Below are 23,079 nucleotides of genomic sequence, written 5' to 3' on the forward strand. Positions count from 1 at the left end.
CGTCCAGCTTACGTCACTTCCCGAGCCGCCCCAACCTCATGCCTTTTCGCTCATGGAGCATGTCGGTTGCGCATCGCCGCTTGACAACTCACCCGCCCCTCACGAGGCCGAGTCAGGCACGCCGCTCCAGCAGAACTCCGCATTCGCAGTGATGAGTCCAGGGAAACTGGTCGAAGAGCGCAAAACGACGGATCTCGTGGGTGCGGGTCAGCGTCTCGAGATTTTCGGCCAGGGTCTCGGGGTTGCATGAAATATAGACGATATGCGGATAGTCGCTGAGCTGATGACAGCCCTGCTCATCGAGCCCCGCCCGCGGCGGGTCCACCAGCACCGTGGAGAAGGCGAAGTCATCGAGGCCCATCTCGGCCACCCGACGGCCGCCCTTCTCGCCTCTCAGGGCCTCGGCGAATTCCTCGGCGGACATGCGCCCCACCTCGGCGTTGTCGATACCGTTGGTCTCCAGGTTGACTCGGGCACTGGCCACCGAGGTGCGCGAGATCTCGGTGGCCAGCACCCGGCGGAAGTTCCCGGCCAGCGCCACCGTGAAGTTACCATTGCCGCAGTAGAGCTCCACGAGGTCGCCGTCATGGCTGTCGCGAGTGACGTCCCTCGCCCAGGCCAGCATCGAGCGGCAGATCTCGGCATTGGGCTGGGTGAAGCTGTTCTCCACCTGCTGGTAGACCAGGGCCTCACCGTCCACCGCCAGGCGCTCCCAGACATGATCGCGCTCCAGCACTAGACGCTGCTTGCGGGCACGGCCGATGATCATGATGCCCAACGTCTGCTGCAGGACAAGAGCCTCGGCCTCCCAGGCTTCATCGAGGCGGCGATGGTAGATGAGGGTCACCAACGCCTCACCGGAGAGAGTGGTGAGAAACTCGACCTGAAACAGGCGTCGACGCAGCAGGTCATTGTCACGGATGGCATCGAGCAGGCGGGGCATGAGGTCGTTGATCTGCCGGCTGGCCACCGGGTAGTCATCCAGTCGTACCACCGTCTTGTTCTTCGGGTCCTCAGGATCCACCTCGAACATGGCGTAGAAGAGGTCGTCCCCCTCGTGCCACACACGAAACTCGCAGCGCTGGCGGTAATGGCTCGGTGGTGAGGGGAAGACCTCCAGCGGCGGCGGCGCGAAGCGTGCAAAGTCTCGGATGATGCGCTCGCGCTTGGCCTCTAGCTGCTGGTCATAGCGGGCGGGGTCGACAACGGGAATGGCCACGGCGGCTCCTGTGGTGAACGTGGTGAACGTGGTGAACGTGGTGAACGTGGTGAACGTGGTGAACGTGGTGAACGTGGTGAACGTGGTGAACGTGGTGAACGTGGTGAACGTGGTGAACGTGGTGAACGTGGTGAACAGAGATAGTAAATGGAGAAGGAAGCGACGATGGCGGACGGGATCGCTTCAGGCCGGCTGCAGGTGCCGCGGAGGGGCGAAACCGTAGGCGGCGAGGCCCCTGCCGAGACGCTCGTCGGGTGCGGTGACGAAGCTCGGCCCGGCCCCCTGTCGAGTGGCGGGCATCGCCACCACCTGAGCCACCCGACGGGCGATGGCCTCGCCGGAATCGACCCAGGCCACCTCTCGGGGGGCCGTCTCGGCCAGCCATCTCCGCAACAGCGGGAAATGAGTGCAGCCCAGCACGACGGTATCCAGTGTCGGGATATCCGGCGTCGAGCCTGCCCAGAGTGGAGCCAGGGCCCGGCGGATCGCCTCGAGATCCGGGGTCTCCCCGGCCACCAGGCGTTCCGCCTCGCCCACCAGGGCATCGGCGGCGACCCGGGTGACACGGCAGTCGGCCGCAAAGTCATGGATCAACTGCAGGGTGTAGGGGCGTGACACGGTGGCGCTGGTCGCCAGCAGGCCGATATGGCGTGTCCTGCTCGCGTTCGCGGCCGGCTTGATGGCCGGCACGGTACCGATCACGGGAATGGTCAGGCACTCACGCAGGACGTCGAGCGCCACGGTGCTGGCCGTATTGCAGGCCACCACCAGCGCACGGCAGTCGCTGGCCGCCACCGCAGCCTGGCAGACAGCCCGAATCCGCTGCACCAGCCAGGCATCCTCGCGCCGTCCATAAGGCAGCATGGCATTGTCACAGGCATAGGCCAGGTCGGCATCGGGCAGTCGCCGCCGCAGCGACTGCACCACCGAAAGGCCGCCCACACCGGAGTCGAAGACAAGGATCGGCCCCGCCATCAGCGCCCCTTACCCTGCAGAGAAGACAGAGGGGCGGGGATAGAGGGAAGCGTCGATGACAGGGACAGAAAAAACGGGAGGCGCATAGTTGGGGGTCGGCCGCGGGAGATGCCGGCCATTCTACCCCAGAGTCGGGGCCGAGCCGAAATGCCGTTGCCCCGAGAACGCGGTGGAATCAGCTCTCCGGCACGGGGGCGTCACGCAGCTCGTGATAGAGCTCGGGATAGGCCTCCTGTAGACGCTCGAGATGATCCTGGGTGCCCGCCGGCAATGCCTCGGCCAGGGCCTTGAGATCCTCGTCGTTGAAGTTCTCAAGGATCAACGGAAACAGCAATTCACGTTCATCCTTCAGGTAGGCGCGGTGGCTCTCCAGATAGGAATTGAGATCGTCGGAGAACCGGTCCATGGGGACGACCGAATCCATGAGGATCATGTCGAGATCAGTGGAGAGACGCTGAAGCCGGGCCTTCAGGGAACGATAGTCCTTTGCCATGCGCTCGGTGACCTCGACGCTCGACGGATCCAGCTCCTTTAAGCGTTCGCTGCAGACCTTCTCGAGAGGCTGGGTGAAACCTTCCTGGTATTCGAGGATATAGTCCACGACCTCCCTGACCAGCTGGAAGTTGGGACGCACGCCTTCTGCCAGAGTTTTCTGCTTGAGCTGCAGGACGTGCAACATGCGCACCATGTTGGCATGATCCTGACGCAACTGTTTGAGCATGGGCATGGCAGCGATCTCCTGCATGGCGACGTGATACGGAAGACTACCCGGGTTGGATTCGCCTCGACACGTCAGGTTCACCGGAGGGTACCGTCCACCGGCAGGGCAACCTGTCTCAAGCTAGCCCCTCGAGGCGAATCTTGCCTGTCACCCAAGGTCGTATTGCCTGCGACGACACACCCACTCTACCAGCCACGAGCCAAGGAGTCAGACATGGATCTCTTCCAGCGCCAAGCGCCAGATGATGCGGCCCCGCTGGCCTTCCGCATGCGCCCCCGTCGGCTCGAGGACTACGTGGGCCAGCAGGCGCTGGTGGGACCCGGAAAGCCACTGGCCCGCATGGCCGAGAGCGGCGTGGTGCGTTCGATGATCCTCTGGGGACCTCCCGGCACCGGCAAGACCACCCTGGCCGAAATCCTCGCCGAGGTCTCCGGTGCCCACCTGGAGCACCTCTCGGCGGTGATGGCAGGCGTCAAGGATATCCGCGCAGTGGTCGATCGAGCTCGCGACATGCAGGCCAGGCAGCGCCCCACCCTGCTGTTTCTCGACGAGATCCACCGTCTCAACAAGAGCCAGCAGGATGCCCTGCTGCCCCATGTGGAGTCGGGACTGCTCACGCTGATCGGCGCCACCACGGAGAACCCCTCCTTCGAGGTCAACTCGGCACTGCTCTCCCGGGCACGGGTCCACGTTCTGAAGTCGCTCACCGAGGCGGAACTCGTGGAGGTCATGCAGCATGCGCTGGCCGACGAGGCACGCGGCCTGGGCGCTCGTCGCATCCTGGTGGACGATGAGGTTCTGGCCCTGCTGGCCCGGGCCGCCGCCGGCGATGCCCGTCGGGCCCTGGGCCTGCTGGAAACCGCCTGCGACTTTGCGGTGACCGAGGATGGCAGTGAACGCCTGCCCCGGGCGGCACTGGAAGACGTGATCGGCCACCAGGCCAGTGCCTTCGACAAGCAGGGCGACCACTACTACGACCTGCTCTCGGCGATCCACAAGTCGGTGCGTTCCTCGCGCCCCGATGCCGCCCTGCTCTATATCGCCCGCTTCATGCAGGGCGGCGGCGATCCGCTGGACGTGATCCGTCGCCTCACGGCCATCGCCTCGGAGGATGTAGGCAACGCCGACCCGCGCGCCCTGCCGCTGGTCATGGCGGCCTGGGACGCCTACCTGCGCCTGGGCGACTACGAGGGCCAGCGCGCCATCGCCCATGCCGCCATCCACCTGGCGGTGGCACCGAAGAGCAATGCCATCGACCGGGCCTGGAAGCAGGCCAAGGACTTTGCGGCCTCACAGCCACGGCTCGAGGTACCGACCTACCTGCGCAACGCCCCGACGGCGCTGCTGGAGTCGCTGGGCCACGGCCAGGGCTACCGTTATGCCCATGACGAACCCGAGGGCTACCCGGCCGGCAGGGCCCACGACTGCTGGCCCGAGGAGGTGCCTCATCGCTCCTTCTACCGACCCACCGCGTACGGCCAGGAGAAGCGCTATGCCCAGATCATGGCCTGGCGGGCCCAGCGGGATGCCGAGGAGGACGAGGGCGCGAAGTGACGAGCGGGCCAAGCGGCTAGCTGCAGGGCAGAGCCTGCCCGTCAAAGGAAAGGAGCAAGCCAAGGGTTTCCTTGAAGCTTGCTCCTTGTCGTTTGCAGCTGGCCGAAGGCATCACTGCGTATTGCGGATCACGTCGGTGCCCTCGGGGATATCGAAGGTGAACAGGCTGTCGTCCAGCGTCTCGTTCATGCGCACGTTGTCGAAGCCGATGGCGGTGCGTTGCCCGGTGCTGTCGGTCATCTGAAGCATGTCCAGTGCCTCCCCTCGGAAGGTCATCTTCAGCTCCTCGAAGAGGGTATCGGGATCCTTCGGCACCAGGATGAAGGTCTCGCTGGCCCCCTGCTGCTGGCGAGTGACCTCGTAGCTGCCGGTCAGCTCGTCGGCACTCCCGGAGAGCAGCAGCGCCGGGGTATGGGTCACGCGCTGATCGAGCGGCTGCACCGTGGCCTGCTCGAGGTCCGGATCATAAAGGATGACATCCTCACCGCCGGAGACCACCAGCTGTTCGTAGGGCGCATCCACCTCCCAGCGGAACTTGCCGGGGCGAGACAGCCACATGCGACCGCGCACCTCCTGCAGGCGCTGGCCGCTGCCGTCGAGGATCTGCTGCTCGAAGTCGGCCGCATAGGTGTCCAGCGACTCGAGGATCGCTGCCAGGCGTTCGGCGCCCTCACTGGCCAGGGCCGACATCGGCATGGCGAGGGTCATGGTCAGCGCGGCGAGGGTCTTCTTAATGGTCATCGTCTCTGTCTCCCTGGACGGGTACATCATGGAATCCTGTCAATCGGACAGGGCAGGCAGCGGCGGGTTGCACACCTGCCGCTGCTTCCATCATTGCTGCAAGGTTGCCGCGGATCAGTTGCCCACCGGGGGTGGCGCCAGCACGTCGCGGGCACCGTTGGTGCCCATGGTGGAGACCACCCCGGCCATCTCCATCGACTCGACCAGTCGCGCCGCACGGTTGTAGCCGATCTTGAAGCGCCGCTGTACGGCCGAGATGGAGGCGCGACGGCTCTCGGTGACGAAGGCCACCGCCTCATCATAGAGGGCGTCCTGCTCGGCATCATCGACACCGCCACCCTCAGCCTCCAGCCCGACGAGGGCCTCGGCGGAAACGCCGCCAGAGAGGATCTCGTCGATGTATTCCGGCTCGCCGCGGCGTTTCCAGTCCTCCACCACCCGGTGCACCTCGTCGTCGTCCACGAAGGCACCATGCACACGGGTCGGCATGCCGGAACCGGCAGGCAGGTAGAGCATGTCACCGTGGCCCAGCAGGTTCTCGGCACCGCCCTGATCGAGGATGGTGCGCGAGTCGACCCGTGAGGAGACCTGGAAGGCCATGCGGGTGGGAATGTTGGCCTTGATCAGGCCGGTCACCACGTCCACGGAGGGACGCTGTGTAGCCAGGATCAGGTGGATGCCGGCGGCACGCGCCTTCTGGGCCAGTCGCGCGATGAGCTCCTCGACCTTCTTGCCGACGATCATGAACATGTCGGCGAACTCGTCGATCACGACCACGATGTAGGGCAGCTTCTCGAGTACCGGTGGAGACTGATGCATCTCCCAGGGCTGGGGCTCCCAGAGCGGGTCGGCCACCTGGGCGCCGGCACGCTCGGCCTCGTCAAGCTTGCCGTTGAAGCCGGCGATATTGCGCACGCCCATGGACGCCATCAACTTGTATCGACGCTCCATCTCGGCCACGCACCAGCGCAACGCATTGGCCGCCTCCTTCATGTCGGTGACCACCGGCGTCAACAGATGCGGAATGCCGTCATAGACCGACAGCTCCAGCATCTTGGGATCGACCATGATCATGCGCACGTCGGCGGGTGTCGCCTTCAGGAGCATGGAGATCAGCATGGCGTTGACGCCCACCGACTTGCCCGAGCCGGTGGTGCCGGCCACCAGCAGGTGGGGCATCTTGCCCAGGTTGGCGACGACCGGGCCACCGCCGATGTCCTGGCCCAGCGCCAGGGTCAGCGCCGATGCTTCATGCTGATAACGGTCCGAGTCGATCACCTCGCGAAGACGGATCATGGCGCGATGCGGATTGGGAATCTCGATGCCCACTGTCGGCCGGCCGGGGATCACCTCGACCACCCGCACGCTCTTGACCATCAGCGAACGTGCCAGGTCCTTGGCCAGGTTGCTGATCTTGGAGACCTTCACACCGGCCGCCGGCTTGATCTCGAAACGCGTGATCACCGGCCCCGGCCAGGTCTCGACCACCTCGGCCCTGACGCCGTACTCATGCAGTCGCATCTCGAGCAGCTCCGCCATCTCGGCCAGCTGCTGCTGGGAATAATTGCGCTGCTGGGGTACTGGCGGCGTCAACAACCTCATGCTCGGCAGTTCACCGTCGGGCTCGGGCAAGTCATCGAACATCGGTCGCTGGTTCTGAAGGTGCTCCACGGTCCACAGGGCCGGCCCCTCGGGCTCGTCCTCGGCCTGGCGTGCCTGCTCGGCGGTCGCCACACGAGGCTCGTCTTCCCCTGCGCCCTCCTCTTGCCCTTCGTCCGTCTCGGGCTCCGGGGGAGAGACCCCGGGGGCGCGACGCACGGGGGCAGGATCATCCGCCGTTCCGGGTCCCATTGCGTCGTCGGAAGACTCATCGAGGGAGCCGCCAAGGGGATCATCGCCACGGCTCGCCCGCAGGGCGGGTCCCTGCCAGGCAGGCATCACCTCGTCGTCATCGGGCAATACAGGCTCGGGCACCGTCTCCGGCACGCGTCGTGTACCCGGCATATCGGCAGCAAGTCGCCCGCTGCCAGAGGTCTCTTCACGATTCTTGCCAGGCTGGGCGGTCTGCCGCCCCCGGTCAGCAGCCGGGAGCCCTCGCTCCGCTGAGGAACCAACACTAGGACCGACACCCCCAGCGTCCTGCGGGAGACGAGCCGTATAGGCGGCCTCGGGACGCTTGGCCGACGGGGTGTGCGCGGGCACCTCCCAGGGGATATCGGTCTTGCCGTCATTTCCGAAGCCAGGGTCACGGCGCGAGGCTCGATCACCCGCAGTGGCCGGCTCGCCCTCGCGACGCCGGCCGCCCCACAGCCGCCGCCACCAAGGTGGCCGATCGTCGGATTCTGAGGACGGTCCCTCGGGGGCCGACTCGGAAGCCGACATCTCGGGCGGCTGCCGGTCGAGCTCACGACGTTCGGCATGCCGCTCCCGCACCAGGCCGAACCGGTCGATCACCCAGCGCCATAGCGCCAGGCTGCGGTGCCCCAGCTCGTCCATCACCGTCAACCAGGAGAGACCGGTGAAGAGGGGAAAGCCGCAGAGCATGGCCGCCACGGACAGCAGGCCGGTACCGCCCGACCCCACCAGAGGCAGCAGGGCACCTACCAGCCCCTCCCCGAGGATGCCGCCCGTCGAGTAGGGCAAGGGACCATCGGTACGGTAGAAGTGCAGCGCCCCCAGGGCGGTAGTACCCAGCAGCAGCAGCACCAGGCCTCCGCAGCGAACCGCCAGTGCGGTGGGGTCCCATTCGAAGCGCACCTGTCGCGAACGGATCAACCACCAGGCGGCGAACCCCAACATGCCGGGCCACCAGAGTGCGCTCACGCCGAACAGCGAGTAGAGCACGTCGGCGAGCCAGGCGCCGATGGACCCCATCCAGTTAACGACCTCGGTTTCTGGACCGCTGCTCGACCAGCCGGGATCTTCAGCACGAAAGCTGTAGAGTGCCAGCAGCAGGAAGACACAGGCGGCCAGCAGCAGGATCACCACACCCTCCCGGACCGCTCCCTGCAGCCTGAGTCCGAAGCGCTTCGCCTTCTCCCTGGCATTCGCCGCCGTCACCTGACGCGACGAGGTCCTCTTATTGACACTCAAGCGGCCACCTCCCTTGCGCCAACATGGCGTCTTCTGGATGTCATTGTCTTCAATCATACCGAGCAAGCGCTCACCATCACAGGGGCGAGCATGCCTTGAGCCCAGCCTTGAGCAGAACATCACCCCGCGGCAGACTGGGCGGCCGCCAACGAGGAAGACGCTCCATGCTGCCCTGGCTACCCGATCATCCCGTCTGCTTCCCGCCTGTCGAGTCTGCCCTGCGCGACCCCGACGGTCTGCTGGCTGCAGGAGGCGCCCTGACACCGGACTGGCTTCTGGCCGCCTATCGCCGCGGCATCTTCCCCTGGTTCAGCGATGGCCAGCCGATCCTCTGGTGGAGCCCGGATCCCCGCATGGTGCTGATTCCCGAAGAAATCCGCGTGCGGCGAAGCCTCGCCAAACGGCTACGCAACGCAGGATTCAGGATCACCGCCGACAGCGCCTTCGAGGAAGTGATGGCGGCCTGCGCGACACCTCGTGATGGCCAGCCCGGCTCCTGGATTACCCCCGAGATGCGCACGGCCTATGGACGACTGCACCGGCTCGGCGCGGCCCACTCGGTGGAGGTGTGGCATGCCGGAAGTCTGGTGGGCGGCCTCTATGGCGTGGCCATGGGGCCGGTATTCTTCGGCGAGTCGATGTTCTCGCGGCAAGCCGATGCCTCGAAGGTCGCCCTGGTGGAACTGGCGAGGGCCATGTCCACCGGAGATGGCCGGATGATCGACTGCCAGATGCACACCGCGCACCTGGCCAGCCTGGGCGCCAGGGATATCGCCCGAAGCGAGTTCATCGGCTATCTTGATCAGTGGCTGGGTGAACCTCTGCATGACGGCCCTGAGGCGGGCATGGGCGTCATCGCGCCGGCCTGGTCTTTCGATGCGGTCGGCACCCATGCATGACCCGACCACCGAGACCCGGAACACTGAATCCCGGGCCAATGACACAGAGGAGATGGCAGACTTGAGCAGTAATGCCCCCCGGCAGCCGGTCCGGGACCTGCGCTTCTTCCTGACCGTTCCCCATGCCTGCAGCTACCTGGAGGGTCGTGAAGCCACCACACTGTTCCTCGACCCCCAGGAATCGCCGGGTCAGGGGGTGTACGATGCCTTGGCACTGCTCGGCTTCCGTCGCAGCGGCCACCACCTCTATCGTCCACACTGCGATGCCTGCAACGCCTGCGTCTCGGTACGCATCCCGGTGGACGAGTTTTCGCCGAACCGCACCCAGCGAAAGTTGATGAACCGCAATGCCGATATCACCCTGCACGAACGCCCGGCACTCTTCGATGCCGAGCACTATGCCCTCTATGCCAACTACGTGAGGGTCCGTCACGCCGATGGCGACATGTATCCACCGAGCCACGAGCAGTATCGCTCCTTCCTGACCCTCGACCAGACCTATGCCCGACTGCTGGAACTCCGCCTCGACGGCCGCCTGGTAGCCGTATCGGCCTTCGATCAACTCGAGCATGGCCTCTCGGCCATCTATACCTTCTTCGACCCCGCACACGAGCTGGAGCGCCGTTCGTTAGGCACCCTGGCCGTTCTCTTGCTGATCCAGCGCGCCCTCGAGCAGGGGCTGCCCCATGTCTATCTCGGCTACTGGATCCGCGATTGCCGCAAGATGAACTACAAGCAGGCCTTCCAGCCGCTGGAGATGCTCGACGGTCGCCACTGGCGACGCATGATCTCCGCACTGTAGACGCAACCGGGCAAGGGTTCCTTTGCCTTGACGCGCGGCATGCGGCACAATATCGCGCTATCCTGTCGGCATCGGTGGCTAGACCTTGGCACCGTGCCATCTGCATTTTTCGTCATCATCAGCGAGGAACCGCCTATATGGCACGTGAAGACCATATCGAAATGGAAGGCGTCGTCGTCGATACCCTTCCCAACACCATGTTCCGCGTCGAGCTCGAGAACGGTCACGTGGTCACTGCCCACATCTCTGGCAAGATGCGCAAGCACTACATCCGCATCCTCACCGGCGACAAGGTCAAGGTCGAGCTGACCCCCTACGACCTGTCCAAGGGCCGGATCGTCTACCGCGCCCGCTGAGCATCGGTCGAGCCAGCAGGGCCCGGACCGACCGTCCATCGAGTCTCGAATGCGACGTAATTGACCCGTTTCGCGTCCGCTTCCTCCCGCGCTGCGTCACCTGAACGAACAACGCCCCGTCCGAAGACAGGGCGCTGTGGACCGGCGGACGACTGATCCCGATCAGGGCGCGTCGGCAAGCTCCGACTCCGTAGCCAGATGCAGGTCGCCTGCTTCCACGCTGACGTGCACCACACCGCCTTGCTCGGCGAGTTCACCGAACAGGATAAGCTCGGCCAGCGGCTTCTTGAGCTTCTCCTGAATCAGGCGGGCCATCGGGCGTGCGCCCATGTCGGGGTCGTAGCCCTTCTCGGCCAGCCATTCCCGTGCCGCATCGTCCACGTCGAGCTGGACCCGCTTCTCGTCGAGTTGCGCCTGCAACTCCACCAGGAACTTGTCCACCACGTTGCGCACCACCGAGGTGGGCAGGGCATGGAACTGGATGATGCCGTCCAGGCGGTTCCGGAATTCCGGCGAGAAGGTCTTGCGAATCACCTCCATGGCATCGGTGGAGTGGTCCTGGCTCTGGAAGCCGATGGAACGCCGCGTGGCCTGCTCGACCCCTGCATTGGAAGTCATGATCAGGATCACATGGCGGAAGTCCGCTTCCCGGCCGTTGTTGTCGGTCAGGCGACCATGGTCCATGACCTGCAGCAGCAGGTTGAAGACCTCGGGATGAGCCTTCTCGATCTCGTCGAGCAGCAGCACGCAGTGGGGCTGCTTGGTGATCGCTTCGGTGAGCAGGCCACCCTGGTCATAACCGACATAGCCGGGAGGCGCGCCGATCAGCCGTGACACGGTGTGGCGTTCCATGTACTCGGACATGTCGAAGCGCACCAGCTCGATGCCCATGATGTGCGAGAGCTGACGGGCCACCTCGGTCTTCCCCACCCCCGTCGGACCGGCGAACAGGAAGCTGCCTACCGGCTTGTCCGGTGACTTGAGGCCGGCCCTCGACAGCTTGATCGCGGCGGCGAGGCCGTCGATGGCCTCGTCCTGACCGAACACCAGCATCTTGAGATCGCGATCGATATTGGCCAGTAGCTTGCGGTCGGAGCTGGAGACGCTCTTCGGCGGAATCCGCGCGATGGACGCCACCACGGCCTCGACCTGGTCGACGTCGATGGTATCGACGCGAACCTCTGGCGGCAGCAGCCGCTGGTGAGCACCGGCCTCGTCGATCACGTCGATGGCCTTGTCGGGGAGGTGACGGTCGTTGATGTAGCGATCCGACAGCCGTGCCGCACTCTCAAGGGCCGCATCGGTGTACTTGAGCTGGTGATGTTCCTCGAAGCGCGAGCGCAGCCCCTTGAGGATCCGGGTGGTGTCTTCCACCGAAGGTGCCATGACATCGACCTTCTGGAAGCGGCGAGCCAGGGCCCGGTCCTTCTCGAAGATGCCGCGGTACTCCTGGAAGGTGGTGGAGCCTATGCAACGCAACTCACCAGAGGAGAGCAGCGGCTTGAGCAGGTTGGAGGCATCCATGACACCGCCGGAGGCCGCACCCGCGCCGATCACCGTGTGGATCTCGTCGATGAACAGGATGGCGTTGGTCTGCTTGCGCAGTTCGGCCAGCAGGTTCTTGAGGCGCTTCTCGAAGTCACCACGATACTTGGTGCCGGCCAGCAGCGCGCCCATGTCCAGCGAGTAGACCACCGCGTCGCCGATCACCTCGGGCACGTCTTCCTCGACCACGCGCTTGGCTAGCCCCTCGGCGATGGCGGTCTTGCCGACCCCGGCCTCGCCCACCAGCAGCGGATTGTTCTTGCGGCGGCGCGCCAGGATCTGCACCACGCGCTCCAGTTCTTGGTCGCGACCGATCAGCGGATCGATCTTGCCCAGCCGCGCCTGCTCGTTGAGGTTGGTGGCATAGCTGGTCAGGGGGTTGGAACCGGTCTCGGCACCACCTTCTTCGGCCTCCTCGGCCTCGGGAGAGGGAGAGGCCTGACTCTGGCCATGTCCTGCCACCTTGGAGATGCCATGGGCGATGTAGTTGACGGCATCGACCCGCGCAACGTTCTGTTGCTTCAGGAAATAGACCGCCTGGCTCTCCTGTTCGGAGAAGATCGCCACCAGCACGTTAGCGCCAGTGACTTCACTCTTGCCGGAAGACTGGACATGGAAGACCGCGCGTTGCAGTACGCGCTGGAAACCCAGGGTCGGCTGGGTCTCCCGATCGGACTGGTCTTCGGGGATCAGCGGCGTGGTGGAATTGATGAAATCCTGCAGATCGGACCGCAGCTTGTCGAGGTTGGCCCCACAGGCACGCAGCACGTCCGCCGCAGAGGCATTGTCGAGCAGCGCCATCAGCAGGTGCTCCACGGTCATGAACTCGTGGCGCTTGGAGCGGGCCACGGTGAATGCCGTGTTCAGGGTCAGTTCTAGTTCTTTACTCAGCATGTCAGTCCCCTTCTCGCCGCTCAGGGCTTCGCGTCGGATCATTCATGGTCCGGCATCATCAACATCGGGTACAAACGGCGCCGTTGCAAGTCTCCCTTCAACGCTGGCACACCGCAGGCCTTCCTTGACCATGCCGTTCAGTCCGCCGCCTCGATGTCGCACAACAACGGATGCTGACACTCTCTTGCATATTGATTGACCTGATGGCTTTTGGTTTCCGCGATGTCGTGTGTGAAGACACCGCACGTCGCCTTGCCACGGGTATGGACGGTCAGCATGACCTGCACCGCGGCCTCGCTGTCCATACGAAAGAAGGTCTGCAGCACCTCGACCACGAACTCCATGGGAGTGAAGTCATCGTTGTGCAGCACCACCTTGTACATGGAAGGACGCGCCACTTCGGGGTCGGCGTGCTGTACCGCCAGGTCACCGTCATCTCCCTCGGGGCCTGGTCTTTCAGGACCTGTTCTCTCAGGGCTGGGCGGGCACGTCATGCCTCCTGTCGGGGGGGCCTGCCACGATCGCCAAACCATCTCGTCGTCTCTATTGACCATAAGAGCCACTATCCATCTCGACAAGCCGAGCGCCGCCGATCATCTCAACCTTGATTGGACGCCGCCGCGCCGGCAGGGTTCACTGTCACTGTCGACATCAGGGTACCTCAACGCAAAGGACCCCCATCCGCCACACGGCGGACGGGGGCCCGGGTCCTGCGTCGCGACTTACATGTTGTCGGCGACGGCCTGGCCGAACTCGGAGCACTTCAGAAGCTTGGCATCGTCCATCTGGCGATGGAAGTCATAGGTGACCTCGCCCTTGGAGATGGCCTTCTCCATGCCCTTGAGCACCAGGTCGGCGGCCTCGACCCAGCCCATGTGACGCAGCATCATCTCGGCAGACAGGATCAGCGAGCCCGGGTTGACCTTGTCCTGACCGGCGTACTTGGGCGCGGTGCCGTGGGTGGCCTCGAACATGGCGGTAGTGTCGGAAATGTTGGCGCCCGGCGCGATGCCGATACCGCCCACCTCCGCCGCCAGGGCGTCGGAGATGTAATCACCGTTGAGGTTCAGGGTCGCGATGACGTCGTACTCGGCCGGACGCAGCAGGATCTGCTGCAGCATGGCGTCGGCGATGACGTCCTTGATGACGATCTCCTTGCCATTGTTCGGGTTCTTCATGGTCATCCAGGGACCACCGTCGAGGAGCTCGGCGCCGAACTCCTCCTTGGCGAGCTCATAGCCCCAGTCCTTGAAGGCCCCCTCGGTGAACTTCATGATGTTGCCCTTGTGCACCAGGGTCAGCGACTCGCGGTCGTTGTCGATGGTGTACTGAAGGGCCTGGCGCACCAGACGCTTGGTGCCCTCGACGGACACCGGCTTGACGCCGATGCCGCAGTTCTCGGGGAAGCGGATGTTCTGGACACCCATCTCCTCGCGCAGGAACTTGATAACCTTGTCGGCATCCGGGCTGCCGGCCTTCCACTCGATGCCGGCGTAGATGTCCTCGGAGTTCTCGCGGAAGATGACCATGTCAACATCGGCCGGCTTCTTGACCGGGCTCGGCACGCCCTCGAACCACCGCACCGGACGCTGGCAGACGTAGAGGTCGAGCTTCTGGCGCAGGGCAACGTTCAGGGAACGGATGCCGCCACCCACCGGCGTGGTCAGCGGGCCCTTGATGGACACCACGTATTCCTTGACCGCCTCGAGGGTCTCTTCCGGCATCCAGGTATCGGCATCATAGACGTGAGTGGCCTTCTCGCCGGCGTAGACTTCCATCCAGTGGATCTTGCGCTCGCCGTGATAGGCCTTCTGCACGGCGGCATCGATGGCGATCATCATCGCCGGCGTCACGTCGACACCGATGCCGTCACCCTCGATGTAAGGGATGATCGGATTGTTCGGCACGTTCAGGGTGTTGTCGGCGTTGGCGGTGATCTTCTGGCCACTCTCGGGAACGACGATCTTGTTGAACCCCATTGCGAACTCCCCTTTTGGTCTATTGAGTGGGGCGGAAGTATACCACTCCCCCTCCACCGGGGGTAAGCTTCGCGGGACACTTGTCGACAATCTTGATAGCCTTATCCACATCCGCCGGGGCGCCCGCGCATGGCTGCCCCATCCCATGCCACCGCAGAGACCAGAGAGATCCAAGCCCCATGCCCCAAACGCCGAAGATTATCTACACCTTTACCGACGAAGCGCCTGCGCTGGCGACCCACTCGCTGCTACCGATCATCGACGCCTTCACCGACGCTGCCGGAATCGACGTGGAAACTCGCGACATCTCCCTGGCGGCACGGATTCTCTCGCAATTTCCCGACTATCTGGCCCAGGACCAGCGTGTCGAGGATCATCTGGCCGAACTGGGCGCCCTGGCCAAGACGCCGGAAGCCAACATCATCAAGCTGCCCAACATCAGCGCTTCCATGCCGCAGCTTGATGAGGCCATCAAGGAGCTGCAGGGACAGGGCTATCCCCTGCCGAACTACCCGTACGAGCCGAAGAGCGACGAAGAGAAAGACATCCAGGCCCGCTACGACAAGGTCAGGGGGAGTGCCGTCAATCCGGTGTTGCGTGAAGGGAACTCCGACCGCCGTGCACCCAAGGCCGTCAAAGGATACGCACGCAAGTACCCGCATCACATGGGAGAGTGGAGCCAGGCCTCGCGCAGCCACGTCTCTCACATGCACGGCGGCGACTTCTACCACGGTGAGAAGTCGATGACCCTGGATCGCGCCCGCAACGTGAAGATGGAGTTGATCACCGACAGTGGCCAGACCCGAGTACTGAAGCCCGAGATATCCCTTCTCGAGGGCGAGGTCATCGACAGCATGTTCATGAGCAAGAAGGCGCTGCTCGAGTTCTATGAGCGAGAAATCGAGGATGCTCGCAAGACCGGTGTGATGTTCTCCCTGCACGTCAAGGCGACGATGATGAAGGTCTCGCACCCCATCGTGTTCGGCCACTGCGTGAAGATCTTCTACAAGGACGCCTTCGAGAAGCACGGCGCACTGTTCGAGGAACTGGGGGTCGACGTCAACAACGGCATGGCGAGCCTTTACGAGAAGATCGACACGCTGCCCGAGACCCAGCGCGAGGAGATCATCCGCGACCTGCACGCGTGCCATGACCAGCGGCCGGAATTGGCCATGGTGGATTCGGCGCGGGGCATCACCAACTTCCACTCGCCCAGCGACGTGATCGTGGACGCCTCGATGCCTGCCATGATTCGTGCCGGCGGCAAGATGTACGGCGCCGACGGCCGCCTCAAGGACGTCAAGGCGGTAATGCCGGAGTCGACCTTCGCGCGGATCTACCAGGAGATGATCAACTTCTGCAAATGGAATGGCGCTTTCGACCCCGCCACCATGGGCACCGTGCCAAACGTTGGCCTGATGGCCCAGAAGGCAGAGGAGTATGGCTCCCACGACAAGACCTTCGAGGTCCCGGAGGCCGGTGTCGCCAACATCACCGACCTGGAGACCGGCGAGGTGCTGCTCGCCCAGACCGTCGAGAAAGGCGATATCTGGCGGATGTGCCAGGTCAAGGATGCGCCGATCCGCGACTGGGTGAAGCTGGCGGTGGAGCGCTGCCGTGACTCCGGCATGCCGGCCGTATTCTGGCTCGACCCCTACCGCCCGCACGAGAATGAACTGATCAAGAAGGTCAGGGCCTACCTCGAGGAGCATGACACCGACGGTCTCAACATCCAGATCATGTCCCAGGTCCGGGCCATGCGCTACACCCTCGAGCGCGTTGTCCGCGGCCTCGACACCATCTCGGTGACCGGCAACATCCTGCGCGACTACCTCACCGACCTGTTCCCGATCCTGGAACTGGGCACCAGCGCCAAGATGCTCTCCATCGTGCCACTGATGGCCGGTGGCGGCATGTTCGAGACCGGGGCCGGCGGCTCAGCGCCCAAGCATGTGCAGCAGCTCCTCGAGGAAAACCACCTGCGCTGGGACAGCCTCGGCGAGTTCCTCGCCATGGGGGCCTCTCTGGAGCATCTCGCCAAGCAGTTCGGCAACACCCGCGCGACCCTGCTGGCCGAGGCGCTGGACAAGGCTACCGGTGAGTTCCTCGAGCACAACAAGTCGCCCTCCCGCAAGGCGGGAGAGCTGGACAACCGTGGCAGCCACTTCTACCTGGCCCTCTATTGGGCCCAGGCCCTGGCTGCCCAGGACGAGGACGCCGAACTCAAGAAACTCTTCACGCGCCTGGCCGAGACGCTGATGGCCAACGAGGCGATCATTCTCGAAGAGCTGAACGGTGTGCAGGGGCACCCGGTGGAGATCGGGGGGTACTACCATGCAGATCCCGAGCTGGCGCGTGCCGTCATGCGCCCCAGCAAGACCCTGAACGACGCCCTGGCGCTGGTCGCCCAGGGCTGAAGTATCGACCGGGGCGACCAGCCGCCCTCTTGCCGCCCTCTGCGGGCGGCTCTTCCGGCTCCCGTCCGCCCCTTGGCGGAGGGGAGCCGTTGCGTTATGGCATCGGGCGTTGATTGGCGTCAGGCACTCGGTATAGTGGAAGGACACGATGAACCTTTACCTGCTGCACAAGCCCTACCGCATGCTCTCGCAGTTCACCGACCGTCGTGTCGACGAAGCGGAGCGCCGCGCTACCCTGGCCGACGTCATCTCGGTACCGGGGGTCTATGCCGCCGGGCGCCTGGACTACGACTCCGAAGGGCTGCTGCTGCTCAGCGACGACGGTGAGCTGATCCACCGCATCAGCGACCCCCGCCACAAGCAGCCCAAGACCTACCGCGTCCAGGTGGAGGGAGCGCCGAGCGAAGCCGCACTCCAGGCGCTGCGCGAGGGGGTGGAACTCAAGGACGGCAGGACGCGCCCGGCGAAGGTCCGTCAGCTGGTGTCGAGCGACCTGGCCGAGCGCGAGCCGCCCCTGGACCCTCGGCGCCATCCGGTCACCACCTGGCTGGAGCTGACCATTACCGAGGGGCGCAACCGTCAGGTACGGCGCATGACCGCCCACGTCGGCCACCCCACCCTGAGGCTGGTGCGCGTGGCCGTCGGCCCCTGGCGGCTTGACGGCCTGGCCCCCGGCGAGTGGCGCCGCGAGACCCTGCATGCCCCGCGCAAGCCCGCGACGGGGCGTCGCCGGAACCAAGGAAAAGGAGGCCGACGATGAGCCGCTGGCAACCCTATATCAGCGTGGCCACCGTGGTGGAACGCGCCGGTCGCTTCCTCATGGTAGAGGAGGCCCGCGGTGGGCCAGAGACCCTCTACAACCAGCCTGCCGGCCACCTGGAGCCCGGCGAACGTATTCAGGAAGCCGCGCTGCGGGAGCTGCGCGAAGAGACCGCCTGGCAGGTCGGCATCACCGACTATCTGGGCATGTACGTATACCGGACCCCGGACGGCCTGACCTTCCACAGCCACAGCTTCTTCGGCATGGCACTGGCTCACCTGGGCAACGACCTGGACCCGGCCATCCTCGCGGTGCACTGGCTGACCCTGGAGGAGATCGAGGAGCTGGAGCGTGAACGCCGCCTGCGCAGCCCCCTGGTGATGCGGCGAATCCGCGATGCCCTGGCGAGCCGCTTCTACCCCATGGACGTGATTCACGAAAGATAAGCGCCGAGCATCGAGAGGCGCCGGGCTCAGGCCGAAGAGGAGGTCCTGCGCCAGGGGTGAGGAGCATTGCTCCGAACGGGCTGACCATGGATGGTCAGCACCGGCCCTGCAAGTGGCGCAGGATGCGAGAACGCCGCAGGGCGTCGGTAGCGCCCATGGAGGGTTTCACAGCGCCTCCTCGAAGGGCTGTCGACGGGAAGGCCGCGGAGTGCAAGCGCCGAGCCATCATCCGGATCGACGCTCGGCGCCTGACGGCAAGATCATGTATAATCCCCGCCCATTTGCGACACACCCGATTCGAGAGCGCCCATGACCGCCACCACAGGCAAGGTGATCGTCGGCATGTCCGGCGGCGTCGACTCCTCCGTATCCGCCCTGCTGCTGCTCGAGCAGGGCTACGAGGTCGAAGGCCTGTTCATGAAGAACTGGGATGAGGACGACGGCACGGAATACTGCACCGCCAAGGAGGACCTGGCGGATGCCGAGGCCGTATGCCATAAGCTCGGAATCCCGTTGCACACCGCCAACTTCGCCGCCGAGTACTGGGACAACGTCTTCGAGCACTTCCTGGCCGAGTACCAGGCGGGCCGCACGCCCAACCCGGACATCCTCTGCAACCGCGAGATCAAGTTCAAGGTATTCCTCGAGTATGCCGAGATGCTCGGGGCCGAGAAGATTGCCACCGGCCACTATGTTCGACAAGGACGGGTCCGCCAGGGACATGGCGACGTTCGCCCGAGATTGCTCAAGGGGCTCGATCCCAACAAGGACCAGAGCTACTTCCTGCACGCCGTGCCGGAGGCCGCCATCGCGCGCACCCTCTTCCCGGTAGGCGAGCTCGAGAAGCCCGAGGTACGCGCCATCGCAAAGCGCCATGATCTGGTGACCGCACGCAAGAAGGATTCCACCGGCATCTGCTTCATCGGTGAGCGCCGCTTCAGCGATTTCCTCAAGCAGTACCTGCCCGCCCAGCCCGGTGTGATCAAGACGCCCGAGGGCGAGGTGATCGGCGAGCACATGGGGCTGATGTACTACACCCTGGGCCAGCGTCAGGGGCTCGGCATCGGCGGGCTGGCCGACCACCCGGATGCCCCCTGGTACGTGGCCGCCAAGGACCTCGAGCGCAACGTGCTCGTGGCGGTGCAGGGCAAGCACCATCCGCTGCTCTATACCGACAGCCTGGCCACCGAGGCCATGGACTGGGTGGCCGGCGAGGCGCCCGCCGCCGAGGGTCGCTACACGGCCAAGACCCGCTACCGCCAGGCCGACGTACCCTGCACCATGCGCGTGGGTGAGGATGGCAGCGTCGAGGTGCACTTCGATGATCCCCAGCGCGCCGTCACCCCGGGGCAGTCGCTGGTCCTCTATGACGGCGGGATCTGCCTCGGTGGCGGCGTGATCCGCGAGACCTGGAACGCCACGGAGCCTGCCCAATGACTGCCTCGACCCCGATCCACCGCGCCCCGGATACCCCGTCGGCCCGCCAGGCTCTGGCGCTGGCCGGCGTCTTCCAGGCCGCCAGCCTGGTCGACGAGCTCGCCCGCACCGGACAGACCGACCAGCGTGCCTGGGAGACCCTGATCCGCGCCACCCTGGACACCAACCCAGACAGCTTCGAGGCGATCTACGGCGGCCACCCCAACAACCTGCGCCGCGGCCTCGAGGTGCTCGAGGGCGTGGTCGGCCGCCAGCAGGTCAATCCGGTGGTGCTGCGCTACGGCTTCTTGATGCTGATGCTGATGAACAAGCTGCGCACCAACGACGCCATGATGGACGACCTGGGGACGCACCTGACCCGTATCCAGGGTCAGGCCGAGCACTTCGGCGAGACTCACGAGAACGTCATCGCCAGTCTCGGCGAGGCCTACCAGGAGACGCTCTCGACGCTCAAGGCGCGCATCGTCGTCCAGGGTGACCCCTCGCTGCTGCAGAGCCGCATGATGCCCGAGCGTGTCCGCGCCATCCTGCTCGCCGGCATCCGCTTCGCCCTGCTCTGGCACCAGCAGGGGGGCCGGCGCTGGAAACTGGTCTTCCAGCGTGGCGCCCTGAAGAAGTCCCTGGACCAGCTGGGCTGACCCCTTTCCACCTCCCTTGACCGGAACCCGACCCATGCAAGCCGCTTCCCTTCCCCTCTCCGCCCTCACCGCCCTATCCCCCGTGGACGGCCGCTACGAATCCAAGGCCGGTGCCCTGCGCGAGCACTTCAGCGAGTTCGGCCTGATCCGCGCCCGCGTCATCGTCGAGATCCGCTGGCTGCAGCGCCTCGCCGAGCACCCGCAGATCACCGAGGTGCCGAGGCTCTCCGCTGAGGCCACGGCGCACCTCGAAGCCCTGCTGCGAGACTTCTCCCTGGCGGACGCCGAGCGCATCAAGACCATCGAGCGCACCACCAACCACGACGTCAAGGCGGTGGAGTACTTCATCAAGGAGAAGATCGCCGATCAGCCGGAGCTGCATGCGGTCACCGAGTTCGTGCACTTCGCCTGTACCAGCGAGGACATCAACAACCTCTCCCACGGCGTGATGCTGACCGACGGCCTGAAGACGCTGCTGCCGATGATGCAGCAGATCGCCGACGAGGTTGCCCGCCTGGCCCAGGAGCACGCCGCCCAGCCGATGCTCTCGCGCACCCATGGCCAGACCGCGACCCCCACGACCCTCGGCAAGGAGATGGCCAACGTCGCCTATCGCCTGCGCCGCCAGCTGAAGCAGATCGAGGCCGTCGAGATCCTCGGCAAGATCAACGGGGCGGTGGGCAACTACAACGCACACCTCGCGACCTACCCCGAGGTGGACTGGGAGACCAATGCCCGGAGCTTCGTCGAGGGCCTCGGCCTGACCTTCAACCCCTATACCACCCAGATCGAGCCCCACGACTACATCGCCGAGCTGTTCGACGCGATCTGCCGCTTCAACACCATCCTCCTCGACTTCGACCGCGATGTCTGGGGCTACATCTCCCTGGGCTACTTCAAGCAGCGGACCGTGGACGGCGAGATCGGCTCCTCGACCATGCCCCACAAGGTCAACCCCATCGACTTCGAGAACTCCGAAGGCAACCTGGGTCTCGCCAACGCGGTGCTCGGCCACCTGGCCCAGAAGCTGCCGATCTCCCGCTGGCAGCGCGACCTCACCGATTCGACTGTGCTACGCAACCTGGGCGTGGGCCTGGCCTACGGCATGATCGCCTACCAGGCCTCGCTCAAGGGCATCTCCAAGCTCGAGGCCAACCCGGCGCGCCTGGCGGAGGATCTCGACAACAGCTGGGAGGTGCTCGCCGAGCCGATCCAGACGGTGATGCGCCGCTATGGCATCGAGAAGCCCTATGAGAAGCTCAAGGAGCTGACCCGCGGCAAGCGCATCGACCAGACTGGCTTCGCGGCTTTCATCGATACCCTCGACTTGCCCGAGGAGGTCAAGGTGGAGCTCAAGGCCCTCAGTCCGGCCACCTATATCGGCAACGCCGAGGTCCAGGCCCGCAAGTTATGACCTCAGATACCCCGCTACCCATGCTCGGCGGCCTGACCGCCGCCGACTTCCTTCGCGACCACTGGCAGCGCAAGCCGCTGCTGATACGTGGCGCCTTCCCCGACTTCCATTGCCCCCTCGAACCCGATGAGTTGGCCGGCCTCGCCTGCGAGGAGAACATCGAGGCACGCCTGGTGGAGGAGCACGGCCGCGATGCTGAGGGGAATGAGCGGCCCTGGCAGGTCAGCCATGGCCCCTTCGATGAGGCCACCTTCGCTCGCCTGCCGGAGCGCGACTGGACCCTGCTGGTGCAGGCCGTGGACCACTACGTGCCCGAGGTCGCCGCGCTGCTCGAGCATTTCGACTTCCTGCCCCGCTGGCGCCTCGACGACGTCATGGTCAGCTATGCCCCGCCGGGGGGAAGCGTCGGCCCCCACGTCGACCAGTACGACGTCTTCCTGCTCCAGGGCCGCGGCACTCGCCGCTGGCAGTTGGGCGGCAGGGTGCCCGAGAATGCACCGATCCTCCAGGGCATCGACCTGCGCATCCTGGAGCACTTCGAGGTCGGCAACGGCGATGACTGGATCCTGGAGCCAGGCGACATGCTCTACCTGCCCCCCTCCTGGGCCCACCACGGCGTCAGCCAGTCAGATGACTGCCTGACGCTCTCGGTGGGCTTCCGTGCGCCCTCGGCGGACGAGGCCATCACCTCCTACGCCGATTACCTCGGCGAGCAACTACCGGCCTCGACCCGCTATGGTGACGCCGGCATGGCGCTCCCTGCGGACCCCGCCGAGCTCGACGATGCTGCCGTCTACCGCATGCGGACCCTGATCCTCGAGACCCTCGACGACCCGGCCCAGCTAGCCCAGTGGTTCGGCCGGGTGATGACCCAGCCCAAGTATGTCGACCAACTGGTACCCACCGAGACACCGACCGAGGCCGAGGAGCTTGTAGCCGCGCTACAGGAAGGCGAGACGCTGGTGAGAAGCCCCGGTTCGCGCTTCGCCTGGCGGGCCCTGGACGAGCATCGGGCGACGCTGTTCGCCGACGGAGACGGCGTCGAGTGCGCTCTGCCGCTGGCCCGCATGCTGGCCTCCGAGGTTCCCCTGGATACGGCGCTGCTGGCCTTCGAGGAGGCCCCCTCCCTGCTGGCCGCACTGCGCGATGCCGGCAGCCTCGTCTGGGCCGACGAGTTCGAGGACTAACC

The 23,079-nt window shown here is 65.1% G+C and carries 20 protein-coding genes; 12 read left to right on the forward strand and 8 right to left on the reverse strand.

The genetic code is table 11. The annotated features are described in order from the left end of the window. Positions 1-112 precede the first annotated feature (112 nt). The gene (trmA, locus tag ABE960_RS03925; protein ID WP_349760940.1) at positions 113-1,219 is read right to left on the reverse strand and encodes a tRNA (uridine(54)-C5)-methyltransferase TrmA; all 1,107 of its coding nucleotides are present in this window, start codon (positions 1,217-1,219) and stop codon (positions 113-115) included. Between trmA and ABE960_RS03930 the strand changes: the two genes are divergently transcribed. Then, positions 1,212-1,442 carry a hypothetical protein gene (locus ABE960_RS03930; RefSeq protein ID WP_349760941.1) on the forward strand — a complete coding sequence of 77 codons (231 nt, stop codon included), beginning with the start codon at positions 1,212-1,214 and terminating at the stop codon, positions 1,440-1,442. The two genes, trmA and ABE960_RS03930, sit on opposite strands and share 8 nt — an antisense overlap. Here the strand turns inward: ABE960_RS03930 and murI are convergent. Both murI and ABE960_RS03940 read right to left on the reverse strand, forming a co-directional pair. Then, positions 1,403-2,194, reverse strand: coding sequence for a glutamate racemase (gene murI / locus ABE960_RS03935; protein ID WP_349760942.1), 792 nt, complete (start codon positions 2,192-2,194; stop codon positions 1,403-1,405). The two genes, ABE960_RS03930 and murI, sit on opposite strands and share 40 nt — an antisense overlap. 175 nt (positions 2,195-2,369) lie before the next feature. Further along, entirely contained in the window at positions 2,370-2,915 is a 546-nt protein-coding gene (locus ABE960_RS03940; RefSeq protein ID WP_349761381.1) for a hemerythrin domain-containing protein, read from the reverse strand. Between the two features lie 213 nt (positions 2,916-3,128). On the opposite strand from ABE960_RS03940, the gene ABE960_RS03945 reads away from it, so the two are divergent. Beyond that, positions 3,129-4,469 carry a replication-associated recombination protein A gene (locus ABE960_RS03945; protein ID WP_349760943.1) on the forward strand — a complete coding sequence of 447 codons (1,341 nt, stop codon included), beginning with the start codon at positions 3,129-3,131 and terminating at the stop codon, positions 4,467-4,469. 111 nt (positions 4,470-4,580) lie between these two features. On the opposite strand, the gene lolA is transcribed toward ABE960_RS03945, so the two are convergent. Next, positions 4,581-5,210: an outer membrane lipoprotein periplasmic chaperone LolA gene (gene lolA, locus ABE960_RS03950; protein WP_349760944.1), complete on the reverse strand. Its 630-nt coding sequence runs from the start codon at positions 5,208-5,210 to the stop codon at positions 4,581-4,583. Between the two features lie 114 nt (positions 5,211-5,324). Beyond that, positions 5,325-8,303: a DNA translocase FtsK gene (locus ABE960_RS03955; RefSeq protein WP_349760945.1), complete on the reverse strand. Its 2,979-nt coding sequence runs from the start codon at positions 8,301-8,303 to the stop codon at positions 5,325-5,327. 164 nt (positions 8,304-8,467) lie between these two features. Between ABE960_RS03955 and aat the strand changes: the two genes are divergently transcribed. From aat to infA, 3 genes are all read left to right on the forward strand, one after another. Beyond that, positions 8,468-9,202, forward strand: coding sequence for a leucyl/phenylalanyl-tRNA--protein transferase (gene aat, locus ABE960_RS03960; RefSeq protein ID WP_349760946.1), 735 nt, complete (start codon positions 8,468-8,470; stop codon positions 9,200-9,202). Between the two features lie 61 nt (positions 9,203-9,263). Beyond that, positions 9,264-10,004 carry an arginyltransferase gene (locus tag ABE960_RS03965; RefSeq protein ID WP_349760947.1) on the forward strand — a complete coding sequence of 247 codons (741 nt, stop codon included), beginning with the start codon at positions 9,264-9,266 and terminating at the stop codon, positions 10,002-10,004. 137 nt (positions 10,005-10,141) lie between these two features. Then, the gene (gene infA / locus ABE960_RS03970) at positions 10,142-10,360 is read left to right on the forward strand and encodes a translation initiation factor IF-1 (protein WP_040185975.1); all 219 of its coding nucleotides are present in this window, start codon (positions 10,142-10,144) and stop codon (positions 10,358-10,360) included. Between the two features lie 162 nt (positions 10,361-10,522). Here infA and clpA read toward each other — a convergent pair whose 3' ends face one another. The 3 genes from clpA to icd all read right to left on the reverse strand — a co-directional run bounded on the left by clpA (position 10,523) and on the right by icd (position 14,778). Continuing rightward, on the reverse strand, positions 10,523-12,799 hold the full coding sequence (gene clpA / locus ABE960_RS03975; protein ID WP_349760948.1) for an ATP-dependent Clp protease ATP-binding subunit ClpA: 2,277 nt from the start codon (positions 12,797-12,799) through the stop codon (positions 10,523-10,525). A 137-nt stretch (positions 12,800-12,936) separates the two neighbouring features. After that, on the reverse strand, positions 12,937-13,293 hold the full coding sequence (clpS, locus tag ABE960_RS03980) for an ATP-dependent Clp protease adapter ClpS (protein ID WP_349761383.1): 357 nt from the start codon (positions 13,291-13,293) through the stop codon (positions 12,937-12,939). Positions 13,294-13,521: 228 nt separating this feature from the next. Continuing rightward, a complete protein-coding gene (icd, locus tag ABE960_RS03985) occupies positions 13,522-14,778 on the reverse strand; it encodes an NADP-dependent isocitrate dehydrogenase (protein ID WP_349760949.1) in 1,257 nt (418 codons plus the stop codon). A gap of 179 nt (positions 14,779-14,957) precedes the next feature. Here icd and ABE960_RS03990 point away from each other — a divergent pair, with 179 nt between their 5' ends. From ABE960_RS03990 to ABE960_RS04020, 7 genes are all read left to right on the forward strand, one after another. Continuing rightward, on the forward strand, positions 14,958-17,195 hold the full coding sequence (locus tag ABE960_RS03990; RefSeq protein WP_349760950.1) for an NADP-dependent isocitrate dehydrogenase: 2,238 nt from the start codon (positions 14,958-14,960) through the stop codon (positions 17,193-17,195). A 148-nt stretch (positions 17,196-17,343) separates the two neighbouring features. Next, positions 17,344-17,955 (forward strand): pseudouridine synthase, encoded by a 612-nt coding sequence (locus ABE960_RS03995; RefSeq protein WP_349760951.1) that lies wholly within the window; start codon positions 17,344-17,346, stop codon positions 17,953-17,955. Beyond that, on the forward strand, positions 17,952-18,401 hold the full coding sequence (locus ABE960_RS04000) for an NUDIX domain-containing protein (RefSeq protein WP_349760952.1): 450 nt from the start codon (positions 17,952-17,954) through the stop codon (positions 18,399-18,401). The genes ABE960_RS03995 and ABE960_RS04000 overlap by 4 nt, the downstream gene beginning before the upstream one ends. Before the next feature lie 309 nt (positions 18,402-18,710). Beyond that, positions 18,711-19,838, forward strand: a complete 1,128-nt coding sequence (mnmA, locus tag ABE960_RS04005; protein ID WP_349760953.1) for a tRNA 2-thiouridine(34) synthase MnmA — start codon at positions 18,711-18,713, stop codon at positions 19,836-19,838. After that, on the forward strand, positions 19,835-20,476 hold the full coding sequence (gene hflD / locus ABE960_RS04010) for a high frequency lysogenization protein HflD (RefSeq protein ID WP_349760954.1): 642 nt from the start codon (positions 19,835-19,837) through the stop codon (positions 20,474-20,476). The genes mnmA and hflD overlap by 4 nt, the downstream gene beginning before the upstream one ends. Positions 20,477-20,510: 34 nt before the next feature. After that, entirely contained in the window at positions 20,511-21,890 is a 1,380-nt protein-coding gene (gene purB / locus ABE960_RS04015; RefSeq protein WP_349760955.1) for an adenylosuccinate lyase, read from the forward strand. Further along, positions 21,887-23,077 carry a JmjC domain-containing protein gene (locus ABE960_RS04020; RefSeq protein WP_349760956.1) on the forward strand — a complete coding sequence of 397 codons (1,191 nt, stop codon included), beginning with the start codon at positions 21,887-21,889 and terminating at the stop codon, positions 23,075-23,077. The genes purB and ABE960_RS04020 overlap by 4 nt, the downstream gene beginning before the upstream one ends. Positions 23,078-23,079: the final 2 nt, after the last annotated feature.

The organism is Halomonas aquatica (genome assembly GCF_040196335.1).
Lineage (GTDB): Bacteria > Pseudomonadota > Gammaproteobacteria > Pseudomonadales > Halomonadaceae > Halomonas > Halomonas aquatica.

Excerpts from the sequence above, each read along its gene's own strand:
- ABE960_RS03930 (WP_349760941.1), top strand. The coding sequence starts at position 1,212 with ATGGCCACGGCGGCTCCTGTGGTGAACGTGGTGAACGTGGTGAACGTG.
- murI (WP_349760942.1), bottom strand. The coding sequence starts at position 2,194 with ATGGCGGGGCCGATCCTTGTCTTCGACTCCGGTGTGGGCGGCCTTTCG.
- ABE960_RS03940 (WP_349761381.1), bottom strand. The coding sequence starts at position 2,915 with ATGCTCAAACAGTTGCGTCAGGATCATGCCAACATGGTGCGCATGTTG.
- ABE960_RS03945 (WP_349760943.1), top strand. The coding sequence starts at position 3,129 with ATGGATCTCTTCCAGCGCCAAGCGCCAGATGATGCGGCCCCGCTGGCC.
- lolA (WP_349760944.1), bottom strand. The coding sequence starts at position 5,210 with ATGACCATTAAGAAGACCCTCGCCGCGCTGACCATGACCCTCGCCATG.
- aat (WP_349760946.1), top strand. The coding sequence starts at position 8,468 with ATGCTGCCCTGGCTACCCGATCATCCCGTCTGCTTCCCGCCTGTCGAG.
- infA (WP_040185975.1), top strand. The coding sequence starts at position 10,142 with ATGGCACGTGAAGACCATATCGAAATGGAAGGCGTCGTCGTCGATACC.
- clpA (WP_349760948.1), bottom strand. The coding sequence starts at position 12,799 with ATGCTGAGTAAAGAACTAGAACTGACCCTGAACACGGCATTCACCGTG.
- clpS (WP_349761383.1), bottom strand. The coding sequence starts at position 13,293 with ATGACGTGCCCGCCCAGCCCTGAGAGAACAGGTCCTGAAAGACCAGGC.
- icd (WP_349760949.1), bottom strand. The coding sequence starts at position 14,778 with ATGGGGTTCAACAAGATCGTCGTTCCCGAGAGTGGCCAGAAGATCACC.
- ABE960_RS03990 (WP_349760950.1), top strand. The coding sequence starts at position 14,958 with ATGCCCCAAACGCCGAAGATTATCTACACCTTTACCGACGAAGCGCCT.
- ABE960_RS03995 (WP_349760951.1), top strand. The coding sequence starts at position 17,344 with ATGAACCTTTACCTGCTGCACAAGCCCTACCGCATGCTCTCGCAGTTC.
- ABE960_RS04000 (WP_349760952.1), top strand. The coding sequence starts at position 17,952 with ATGAGCCGCTGGCAACCCTATATCAGCGTGGCCACCGTGGTGGAACGC.
- mnmA (WP_349760953.1), top strand. The coding sequence starts at position 18,711 with ATGACCGCCACCACAGGCAAGGTGATCGTCGGCATGTCCGGCGGCGTC.
- hflD (WP_349760954.1), top strand. The coding sequence starts at position 19,835 with ATGACTGCCTCGACCCCGATCCACCGCGCCCCGGATACCCCGTCGGCC.
- purB (WP_349760955.1), top strand. The coding sequence starts at position 20,511 with ATGCAAGCCGCTTCCCTTCCCCTCTCCGCCCTCACCGCCCTATCCCCC.
- ABE960_RS04020 (WP_349760956.1), top strand. The coding sequence starts at position 21,887 with ATGACCTCAGATACCCCGCTACCCATGCTCGGCGGCCTGACCGCCGCC.